Consider the following 8,574-nt stretch of genomic DNA (forward strand, 5'->3'; position numbering starts at 1 on the left):
ACTACGGTTCCTACACATTAAATACTATAAAGGTTAACTTTACTCTGTTTTACAGGATTAATGAATGCAAGATGGGGGAATTACGCTATAAGCGTGTATTAATTAATAGACCGGGCTGGAATTGGATCTCTTCAATATTCATATGATAAATAAAATGGAGTTTCGCATGGGTAATTTCCTGGATACTTGCGTGTCCACGGAAATATTTACCTTGAAATGTTACCAAGGTATCTTTTTCAAAATAATGGCTGCATTTTAGCTCTAATTCACTATCAGAAAGACTTAGCATTTGCCCCATATAATCTTCCTGAGCAATTTTTATCACCACAAAAAGGGGCTCTACAGGCTGAATCAACACATCAATCTCCCTGATTTTGTGCGAAACGAAAAAATCACAACTCTTATTTTATAGTCTAGTTCAAATAAATTAAGTAGGGATTTTCTGTGGGCAATTTTTAAGGATTTTGCATCATAGGCTGACAAAACCAATGGAAATAAAGCCACATTTTAATATTATGGTTGTGTGGTAATTCCTGAACTATGGTTGCCTGTGAGTAATCTGTAAACATATGTGGAAGTATAAAGCACAATCCCACACATAAACTATAAGATATTCAGAGGTGGGCACCAAGCATTCGTCCAATTTTATATAAGCAACGCCATCTATCGAATGACGTGCTTTTTCCGATTGTATTTTAACCTAGCAGTTGTTCCATTATTTTTTGTAAATCATGGGCACCATCATAATGAATAACCAACGAACCCTTTCCTGATTTTCCAGGCTTTAATTTTATCGTGGTTTTTAATTGTTGCGCTAAATGATTGACCTGCTCTTGATAATGAACGGCCACGGGCTCACTACTTGTCGTGTTCTCTGTTGCAGCTTTACCCGCTTTAACCCGCTCAACTAATTTTTCAGTTTCACGAACAGAGAGATTTTTCGCTACAATCAGCTGGGCTACTTGATTTTGCTGCTCTTCTTCGAGCATGAGAAGCGCGCGTGCATGGCCCATATCGATGTCACCATGCTCGAGTAATTTTTTTACCGCAGTAGATAAAGCTAATAGGCGTAAATAATTACTCACTGCCGTACGTGATTTAGACAGCAGATCGGCAACTTGTTGATGCGTAAGAGAAAACTCATTGGTAAGCCGGTGCATTGCACGTGCTTGATCCATAGCATTTAAATCTTCGCGCTGTAAGTTTTCTACCAGGGCAATAGCCATTGCAGTTTCATCATCAACTTGCTTTAAAACGACAGGAACTTCAGTCAATCCTGCAAGCTGGCTGGCACGCCAACGTCGCTCACCGGCAATGATTTCATAACGACCATCGCTGAGTTCGCGTACGACCAGCGGTTGTAAAAGACCTTGCTTTTTAATGGATTCGGCCAACTCTGTTAACGCCGCCTCTTCCATTTCTCCGCGTGGTTGATATTTTCCTGGTTGCAAGCAATTTACCGCCAGCTTAAGGCTATCTGCGGGTGGTTTTTCATTTAAAAGGCTGCCATTGGGCTGGCTTAGTAAGGCAGAGAGATTACGCCCTAAACCACTACGTTTTACTGTCATAAATTACCCCAATTATCCGGTTACGGTCTGTTTATTAATCAACTCCGAAGCAAGTACCATATAGGCTGCAGCTCCAGGTGATGTTTTGTCGTAGTGTAATGCCGGCATGCCATGACTAGGCGCTTCTGCCAGTCGCACATTGCGAGGGATTACGGTACGATAGACCTTGGTGGGAAAATGTTCTATTAATTGTTTGGATACGTCGGAACACAGGCGATTACGCGCATCATACATGGTTCGTAGTACTCCCTCGAGATGCAGGCGTGGATTCACTGAGGCTTTAACTTGTTCAATGGTCGATAACAGCGCTGCTAAACCTTCTAAAGCATAGTATTCGCATTGCATAGGGATGAGTACTGAATCGGCTGCAACGAAGGCATTAATAGTTAATGTATTCAAGGCAGGAGGGCAGTCAATGAGGATATAATCATAACTGCTTTGTAAGGGTTGTAAGGCTTTATAGAGGAACGTCTCACGGTGATTACGCTCCATGAGGCTCACTTCAGCAACGGTTAAATCATCATTACCAGGGAGCAAATCATAGCCGCAGGCGGTTGTCAGGCAGGCTTGCTCGGCCAGACAGTCATGCAGCAAGACGTCATTGGTGGTATGAACCAATTGGTTTTTATCAACACCACTGCCCATGGTTGCATTTCCTTGTGGATCTAAATCGATCAATAAAACCTGTTGACGATTCGCAGCCAGGGAGGCAGATAAATTAATGGCAGTAGTAGTTTTGCCTACACCACCTTTTTGATTGGCAATGGCTATGACTTTCGCCATGATATTAGTTCCTTGATTTTGTGTTTTCGATAAGCACGCAGCAGCGTTCACCCTCAACACCTTCAACAGTATAGTGTTCTACTTTGCAGTTTTGCTCTATTTCTTGCAGTTCGGCATCTGGATAACGGCCTTTCATCGCCAACCATATTCCATCTTCGGCTATGAGATGCTTTGTCCAGTGAATCATTTGTGCAAGGCTGCTAAACGCTCGACTTATAACTGTATCAAAACCTTGAGCCGGGTGGTAGTTTTCGACTCGAATTTGTACAATTTCCAGATTTTTTAAATCAAGCTGGCGTTTTACCTCGTTAAGGAAGCGAGTTTTCTTCCCATTAGAATCGAGTAAAACAAAACTTTTGTCTGGGTGTGCAATGGCTAGAGGAATCCCAGGTAAGCCAGGGCCTGTGCCTACATCGATGATGTGCTCACCATGTACCCAAGGTACAATAGCCAGACTATCTAACAGATGTTTGTTGACCATGGATTCTAGATCGCGGACAGCGGTCAAATTATACGCTAAATTCCACTTTTTAAGTAAGAATAAATAATCTAATAATGGTGCGCAAATTGCCTCTAGGCCGAATTGCATCAGCCCTTGTTTAAGTAATTGTTTAATTGCTAATTCTTCGCTCATGCCTCAATCCGTTGTTTCTTTAAATGAACGAGTAATAGGGATAAGGCTGCTGGAGTTACTCCAGAAATACGGCCAGCCTGTGCTAATGAGGCGGGTTTTATCTTCGATAATTTTTGAATAACTTCGGTTGATAATCCCACTACCTCTGTGTAGTCAAGGGCTTCAGGTAACGCAGTATGTTCATGCTTGCGCATTTTTTCAATATCTTGCTGCTGTCTTTCAATGTAGCCAGCATACTTATTTTGGATTTCAATTTGCTCACTGACTTCTGTAGGTAGCTGGGGTAGGCCAAGCTCTTCCAGCATTAATAAATGTTGGTAAGTGATTTCTGGACGCTTAATAAATTCAGAAGCGCGATTATCATGTTGCATCGGATTTTGCAGTACATCTTTAAATAAGTCATTATGGGCTACACGCACCCATGAATTGTGTAACAGGGCTTGTGTTGATTCGATGGCTTCGCGCTTGTTTGAAAAATGCTGCCAACGCGCATCGCTAACCATTCCTAATTCGCGGCCTTTAGCAGTTAAACGCAAATCGGCATTATCCTCACGTAGAAGTAGGCGATATTCTGCACGCGAAGTGAACATGCGGTAGGGTTCTTGAGTGCCGCAGGTAATTAAATCATCAATTAACACCCCGATGTATGCCTCGTCACGACGTGGGCACCATAATTCTTTTTCTTGTACGAGCAGGGCCGCATTCATGCCGGCGATGATGCCTTGTGCTGCAGCCTCTTCATAGCCTGTTGTACCATTAATTTGTCCGGCAAAGAATAAATTGGCAATGGGCTTGGTTTGCAAAAAGGAGGTTAAGCCGCGTGGGTCAAAATAATCGTATTCAATTGCATAACCTGGGCGGGTGATATGTGCATTCTCAAAGCCTCTGATGGTGCGTACAAATTGCACTTGCACATCAAATGGCAGGCTGGTGGAAATACCATTAGGGTAAATTTCTTCAGTGGTTAAACCTTCTGGCTCAACGAAAATTTGGTGCGATAGTTTATCGGCAAAACGCACAATCTTATCTTCAATTGAAGGGCAATAACGGGGGCCAACACCTTCAATGACGCCAGCATACATTGGCGATTGATGCAAATTGTTACGAATAATTTCATGAGTGGCTTCAGTGGTATGCGTAATATGGCAAGAAACCTGCTGTGGGTGATCGCTCACGCTGCCCATATAAGAAAATACTGGCAGTGGAGTATCGCCGGGTTGCTCTGTCATTTGACTGTAATCAAGTGAGCGTCGATCAATACGTGGAGGGGTTCCAGTTTTTAAACGACCCACCGGTAAATCCAGCTCACGTAAGCTGTGGGCCAACGCAATAGCTGGAGGATCTCCGGCGCGGCCACCGGAGGCTTGACTCATCCCTACGTGGATTTTTCCACCCAGGAAGGTACCAACGGTAAGCACGACGGCTCGGGCACGTAAGGTGTAACCCAGTTGGGTTACTACACCAGTAATTCGTCCACCCTCAATGACTAAATCATCAACTGCTTGTTGAAATAATGTTAGATTTGGTTGTAATTGCAATTGTTCACGAATGGCTTGGCGATATAAAACGCGGTCAGCCTGGGCACGAGTAGCACGTACTGCAGGGCCTTTAGACGCATTTAATGTACGGAATTGGATACCGGCTCGGTCTGCTGCCTTCGCCATGGCACCATCGAGCGCATCAATTTCTTTTACTAAATGCCCTTTACCAATGCCACCAATTGCGGGGTTACAAGACATTTGTCCCAATAAATCCATATTATGGGTCAGTAATAAGGTTTGTGCTCCCATTCGTGCTGCTGCCAGAGCTGCTTCTGTGCCAGCATGGCCACCACCTACGACAATAACATCATATAATTTTTCAAGATTCATAATCTGGTCATTAATTGTGTAACAAAATGAGCAATTATACACTTTTTTTACAATAAAACGTACCCCGTTTTTGTATTAGTTGTGAATGAACGAGGGAAGGGGAGTACGATTAAGGGTAACTCCTTCCCCCCAGCGCCTATTCATAGGGTATAACATCAGTACTTTCTATAAGTCGTAGGTTATGTACGACAGTTTGTTTTTGCTCTGCCATACACTTCAGTCTGCCTGACAGTTTTATGAACAGCCTTAATTTATGGCTAATGGTATGCGAAGAGGTCATTCGTCGCCCTAAGTGCTTCTCCCCAATGCTCTTTATGAATGACCGAGGCTTGATCGTGGTGTCCATACAGGACGTGTGAGACGCTAATTAATTTTAAAATCAAAAGATTAATACCAAGCTACACTTAATAAATAACAATGATCAAGGATTGATATCATGGCAATTACTACCGGCTTGTCAGGCAATGAACTATTTTGTCTGGATCTTAAAAATTATGCACCTGGCTCTATCGTTGTGGGTAACAGCGTTCATTCACTCGGTTTTATCGGAAGTATTGGTTCTGGTTTTAAGGCCATGTTAGGCGGGGAGCTCCAACAAATTACCTCCCTGATTGAAGAAGGACGGGAAACCGCCTATCAACGCATGCTTCAGGAAGCCGAGGGGAATCAAGCAACGGGAATTACTGGAGTTACCAGTCAACTTATTTTCCATGGGGCGAATGTCGAGTTTTTATCTATAGGCTCGGTGATTCATGCCCGCAATGATGCGGATAAAAGCAAATTCACCACCTCTGCAGATGGCCAAGAATTATATGCACAACTTGATGCCGGATATCGTCCTATTTGTTTTGCTTTTGGTAACGTGGCTTATTCTATGGGGATTGGCCGTGGACTACTCGGCGGGTTAAAGACTTTAGGTCGTGGTGAGATTAAGGAATATTCAGATATTTTTAATAACACCAGACACTTGGCTTTAAAGCGTATCATTGATCATGCACGACAGCATCACGCTAATGCGGTACTAGGAATCAAGACTACCGTATTACCCTTTGGTGGGGTAAGTGAAATGCTGATGCTGGGCACGGCCTCTCATAATCCGCAGTTACTCACTGATGCCAGCAATGATGTGGTAACCAGTGATATGACCAACATTGAGATGTGGAATATGGCACGTATGGGCTATGCTCCCATGAAGCTGATATTGGGAACCTCCGTCTATTCGCTTGGTGTTGTGGGTGGTATTACCTCGGCATTGAAGTCAATTTTCAGAGGGGAAATTAATGAATTGACCCGGATGATTTATGCTGCGCGGGAGAATGCTTTAGGCCTTATTAATGATGAGGCACGGGCTATCGGAGCCGATGATGTTGTTGGTGTTAAAACCTATGTTTATCAGTTGGGTAATGGCTTGATTGAGTTTTTAGCCATTGGTACCGCGGTGAAGAAAACCACACGAATTAAAACCGAATCAGAGCAATTACCTCCACAGGCTATAGTCGTTGATAAAGATACCTTTTATGACAGTAAAACGCCTGGGAATTTTAGTGTGAATGTTAATGCTGGCGAAAAGCCCATTAATCGCGGCAGTACCTTTTTGATCCCCGCAATTATTATACTTTTCTTTCTCATGCAAATTATATTGGCATTTCTTCGCTAGTCGACACTTGGCAAGCAACGGTGGTTGCGGCTGGGATGGTCCAGCCAACCATTCATAAATATAATCCAGGTTAAGCCGGGTTCATCGGCGGTAAGCTGGATGTCTTATTTTTAGCAGTAGCATAAGGCTGCTTGAGATGATTGACACTACGCCAAAGTTCATCCCCATGCCATGCTGCTTTCTCACGTTCTTGATATAAGGCTTGTGATAAAAGCTGCACCTGCTTTTTAAATTGCATATCCGTTGAGAGGCGCATTAAATCTGCCAGGTTTAATATGGATGCATCTGGCCAATGTAGATTCGCCCATTTCAATAAGACATCGCGACAGTGCTGTGGGTTATTGTGCTGACAGGCATCATGGAGTGCCTGTAAGGCGCGTTTATAGGCTCCTTTTCCTGGAGCGCGGCTGCGCTTTTGCCAAGTCCACAGGCCTAAAGTAAGCAACCAGGCTAGGGCAAATAGGGCGGCGATAATCCAGGCCCAATTATGATTAGCCGCGGGAGCGGCTAATGATGTTGAAGCTTCCGGAGGCATTGGTGGTGCAATTGCTGTATCGGGGATTGGCTTTGAGGCATGGGCCGCTGTCGTTTTTGATGGCACAACGTCAATGGTGCGTGGTGCTAAAACCGCAATCTCTTCTTTACCTGTTGCAGTATTAAACCAGGGAAGTTTTAATTCCGGGATGATTACTTTACCGCTCTTATTAAATAAATAGGTGATCTTAATTTCTGAGCGGCTAACGATTTCACCTTGATTCACTTGATTTCGTTCTTTACCTTTTTCGGGGTAGACATTAAAGGCATCCGAGTCTGCGAAATGCAGCCTCGGTAGCAATTGCGCAGGAAGGCCAATCCCCTCTAAGGTAATAGTGCGTACTAAGGTGCTGCCTTGGTCTATGCTTTGCCCTGGATTTTCATAGGCATCACTCAATTTAATTTGTTTCGCAGGAACCCAGGTCTGCCCACTGAATTGTGCGGGAACCGGTTGTACATCCAAGGTTATATCTTTGGTCGTGGTTTTAATGCGTTGGGGATCAAAACCATAAACCAGCGCGGTGAAGGAGGGGGAGGAGATGGTTAATGGGCCGCTTTTTTGCGGAAAAATAGCGTAATTTTGTTCTTCAACCAGGTAGGGTACATTATTCTTTTGCGTTTGGTAGCGTTTATCATTGCCTAAAGGAATGAGCAAAGCATTCTCTACCTTCGGTCCTTGATAGCTAGCATCCAAGAGCTGTTTGGAATTATATAAGCGTACTTTATAGGTAATCTGTTGATTGATATAAGGTTTCTTTTCATTGACTTCTGTAGTTAAAAAGATATCTTGCAGTTGTTGATCGTTAGCGCTGCTTTGTATCGTGGTGTCTACTGCCGAAACATTAATTGTTAATGGGCTGCTGTGATCAGTTCCCATTCTTATCGCGGGGATGGTAACCGGGCCTACTTTTCTGGCCTTTAGAGTGATAACCCAAGTACTGGAAGCTTGTGTTTGTCCATTGATCACCGAGTAATTAACACTACGTTCGGTGCCCAAAATTATAAAATCTTTGCGCAGCGGTGTTAAGTCAGGGATACCATTGGCAGATTGCAGGCTAGGCTGCGTTAATAATAAGCGGAATGGCTCGCCTTGGTTGATCTCGGCGGGATCAACTTGAATTTGTATTTCGGCATGAGCTAGGTTGTGAATTAAATAAAATAAGCTAATTATTATTAATTTTTTCATTGATACCATCCACGTTCTCTTCTTAAGTGGTCACGTAAAAACTTTTCTCGCAGTAAGCCGCCCGGATCATCAGGAATTAAGCGCAACCATTGCTCTTTTGCCTGTTGTTTCTCTTTATCTGCTTTACTGTCTTTCTTAGCTTGCTGGTCCTGCTTTTGCTGATCCTGCTTTTGCTGGTCCTGCTTTTGCTGGTCCTGCTTTTGCTGGTCCTGCTTTTGCTGGTCCTGCTTTTGCTGGTCCTGCTTTTGCTGATCCTGCTTTTGCTGGTCCTGCTTTTGCTGGTCCTGCTTTTGCTGGTCCTGCTTTTGCTGGTCCTGCTTTTGCTGGTCCTGCTTTTGCTG

7 protein-coding genes and 1 pseudogene are annotated in these 8,574 nt (G+C 43.7%); 1 reads left to right on the top strand and 7 read right to left on the bottom strand.

Annotated features, from left to right (window positions below; translation table 11 throughout):
* Positions 1-85: 85 nt before the first annotated feature.
* The 5 genes from ACD661_RS09560 to mnmG all read right to left on the bottom strand — a co-directional run bounded on the left by ACD661_RS09560 (position 86) and on the right by mnmG (position 4,856).
* Entirely contained in the window at positions 86-358 is a 273-nt protein-coding gene (locus tag ACD661_RS09560) for a hypothetical protein (RefSeq protein ID WP_400187637.1), read from the bottom strand.
* A 337-nt stretch (positions 359-695) separates the two neighbouring features.
* Positions 696-1,568, bottom strand: a complete 873-nt coding sequence (locus ACD661_RS09565; RefSeq protein WP_400187638.1) for a ParB/RepB/Spo0J family partition protein — start codon at positions 1,566-1,568, stop codon at positions 696-698.
* A gap of 12 nt (positions 1,569-1,580) precedes the next feature.
* Positions 1,581-2,351: a ParA family protein gene (locus tag ACD661_RS09570; RefSeq protein ID WP_400187639.1), complete on the bottom strand. Its 771-nt coding sequence runs from the start codon at positions 2,349-2,351 to the stop codon at positions 1,581-1,583.
* Between the two features lie 4 nt (positions 2,352-2,355).
* Complete coding sequence (gene rsmG / locus ACD661_RS09575) at positions 2,356-2,985, bottom strand: 16S rRNA (guanine(527)-N(7))-methyltransferase RsmG (RefSeq protein ID WP_400187640.1); 630 nt, start codon at positions 2,983-2,985, stop codon at positions 2,356-2,358.
* The gene (gene mnmG, locus ACD661_RS09580; RefSeq protein WP_400187641.1) at positions 2,982-4,856 is read right to left on the bottom strand and encodes a tRNA uridine-5-carboxymethylaminomethyl(34) synthesis enzyme MnmG; all 1,875 of its coding nucleotides are present in this window, start codon (positions 4,854-4,856) and stop codon (positions 2,982-2,984) included. Before mnmG ends, rsmG begins: the two co-directional genes overlap by 4 nt.
* 436 nt (positions 4,857-5,292) lie before the next feature.
* Between mnmG and ACD661_RS09585 the strand changes: the two genes are divergently transcribed.
* On the top strand, positions 5,293-6,513 hold the full coding sequence (locus ACD661_RS09585) for a heavy metal-binding domain-containing protein (RefSeq protein ID WP_400187642.1): 1,221 nt from the start codon (positions 5,293-5,295) through the stop codon (positions 6,511-6,513).
* Positions 6,514-6,583: 70 nt separating this feature from the next.
* On the opposite strand, the gene ACD661_RS09590 is transcribed toward ACD661_RS09585, so the two are convergent.
* Together ACD661_RS09590 and ACD661_RS09595 are read right to left on the bottom strand one after the other, a co-directional pair.
* The gene (locus ACD661_RS09590; protein WP_400187643.1) at positions 6,584-8,233 is read right to left on the bottom strand and encodes a BatD family protein; all 1,650 of its coding nucleotides are present in this window, start codon (positions 8,231-8,233) and stop codon (positions 6,584-6,586) included.
* Positions 8,230-8,574, bottom strand: a pseudogene (locus ACD661_RS09595) (tetratricopeptide repeat protein); the annotation flags it as partial. The pseudogene ACD661_RS09595 and the gene ACD661_RS09590, both read right to left, overlap by 4 nt.

Source organism: Legionella lytica, assembly GCF_044626755.1.
Lineage (GTDB): Bacteria > Pseudomonadota > Gammaproteobacteria > Legionellales > Legionellaceae > Legionella > Legionella lytica_A.

Coding starts and splice junctions, on each gene's coding strand:
- ACD661_RS09565 (WP_400187638.1), bottom strand. CDS start 1,568: ATGACAGTAAAACGTAGTGGTTTAGGGCGTAATCTCTCTGCCTTACTA.
- ACD661_RS09570 (WP_400187639.1), bottom strand. CDS start 2,351: ATGGCGAAAGTCATAGCCATTGCCAATCAAAAAGGTGGTGTAGGCAAA.
- rsmG (WP_400187640.1), bottom strand. CDS start 2,985: ATGAGCGAAGAATTAGCAATTAAACAATTACTTAAACAAGGGCTGATG.
- mnmG (WP_400187641.1), bottom strand. CDS start 4,856: ATGAATCTTGAAAAATTATATGATGTTATTGTCGTAGGTGGTGGCCAT.
- ACD661_RS09585 (WP_400187642.1), top strand. CDS start 5,293: ATGGCAATTACTACCGGCTTGTCAGGCAATGAACTATTTTGTCTGGAT.
- ACD661_RS09590 (WP_400187643.1), bottom strand. CDS start 8,233: ATGAAAAAATTAATAATAATTAGCTTATTTTATTTAATTCACAACCTA.